Here is a 1,639-nt window from a genome sequence, read left to right as displayed (position 1 = left end):
TGGCGGTGTTCAGCCCCCACAGCACCCCGCCCACCGCGTCACCGTCGTCGCCGTGGTCGAGGCGGGTCAGGTCCGGGGAGGCGATCGGCAGGCACGCCGCCAACGCCTCGGTGGCCAGGGTGCGGGCCGGGCCGAGAGGGTCGATGCCCACGGGCAGGGTGGCGGTCCAACCCTCTAATTGCCGGAAGGTGGCCGGGGTGAGCGTGGCCAGTTGAGCGGCGAGCAGGCCCTTGATCTCGGCGAGGACCTGGTCGAGTTCTTCGGGACTGTCGGCGTAGGCGGTCAGGTGGATCGCGGCGCGAAACAGCTTCGCGGAGGCGCGGGCAACGCGGTGCGCCAGGTCCTGGGCGTCGGCGGCCGCAGCCTCGATCACCGGGTCTTCCAAGCGTCCCTTGTCCGCGTCGCCGCGGCGTCCGGCCTCCAGGCGGGCGCGCTGCTTGCGCAGCCGCGAGGCGGCCGCCAGCGGCGCGACGGGTTCGGCGTGGATGGCCACATCGATCCGCGCGGGGTAGGTGTAGATGGCCTCCAGCCAGCCGGGCAGCACCTCCGCGGGGTAGCCGGTCAATGTCACGGTCGCGGCGTGCACGCCGTCGATGCGCAGGTGCCGGGCGTGGACCCCGATGCCGCCGGGGCCGAACCACGACCCGGCAGGCGAGGCACTGGACCGCATCCTGGTGCGTGCGCGCATCAGCCCCATGGGAGTTCGCCTTCTTCCTGTGTCGAGTGGTGGGTGGCGAGGCGAACCGGGCTGGCGGGCGGGGCGAGGCGCGCGGGATGCCGGTCGCGCCGGGGGTCGCAGGCAGCTGTGATGCCGGCGGCAGCCTGCCCGGCGTCGAGCACCCGGGTGTCGATGCCGCAGGCGGCGAGCAGATGCGCGGCCTGGGCGGCGCGGTGCGCGACCGTGACCGCGGCGGTCGGGAGCGGGCCGGGTTCGCGCACGACGAGCAGCACCCTGCGCGCGGTCAGCTCGGTGCTGTCGGCCAGCTGGTGCAGGAACGCGGCGTGCTCGCGGGCGCGGGCCTCCAGCAGCGGGTGCGGCAGGCCGGCCGCGGTCTGCTCGCAGTGGCCTGCGACGACGGTCAGGTCGACGCGGTGGGCGGTGACCGTGAACTGGAACGGGCCGTTGAGCGCGTTCAGGGCGCGGGCGAACGCGCCGAGCACCGCGCCCGCTTCGGTGCCTGAGCGCAGGGCGAGGTTGACGGTGCCGCACTCCACGAGCGCCGCCGCGCCGTGTTCGCCCAGGTCCAGCACGCCGGGTTCGAGTAGGTCGCCGACCGGCAGATCGAGCGGTGCGAGCCCTTCGCCGAGCACCGTGTCGGCTCCGGTCGTCGTGACCCGTCGGCGGGGGGTGCGGTGGTGGCGCAGGGCCGCGTGCAGGTACCGGTCCAGGGTGAGACCGTCGCGCGTGGTGGTGACCGCGACGGTCAACGCGCCGCCGAGGACGAGGGCTGCGAGGGCGAGGATCGGCAGTGGCACGAGGTGTTTCAGGGCGCTGTAGCCGAGCCAGAGCATGAGTGCGGCCGACGCGAGGTAGGCGGCCTGGCGGGCGGTGAACGGGCCCAGGATCTTGTCTTCGATCTCCAGGTCGGCGGTGACCGGGACCGGGTGCAGGTCGTCGTCGGGGTCGATGCGGCGGGTG

At 74.3% G+C, this 1,639-nt stretch carries 1 protein-coding gene and 1 pseudogene; both read right to left on the bottom strand.

Annotated elements, in window-relative coordinates; translation table 11 throughout:
• Positions 1–688, bottom strand: a pseudogene (locus KGA66_RS28910) (conjugal transfer protein TraC); the annotation flags it as partial.
• Positions 688–1,639, bottom strand: a 952-nt coding sequence (locus KGA66_RS28905) for a PrgI family protein (RefSeq protein WP_211472764.1), incomplete at its 5' end; no start/stop codon positions are given. The gene KGA66_RS28905 and the pseudogene KGA66_RS28910, both read right to left, overlap by 1 nt.

Origin of the sequence: Actinocrinis puniceicyclus (genome assembly GCF_018283645.1) — a bacterium.
GTDB classification, from domain to species: domain Bacteria; phylum Actinomycetota; class Actinomycetes; order Streptomycetales; family Catenulisporaceae; genus Actinocrinis; species Actinocrinis puniceicyclus.
Note: the sequence above shows the minus strand (reverse complement) of the source record. Positions and strands in the feature narration are given on the sequence as shown.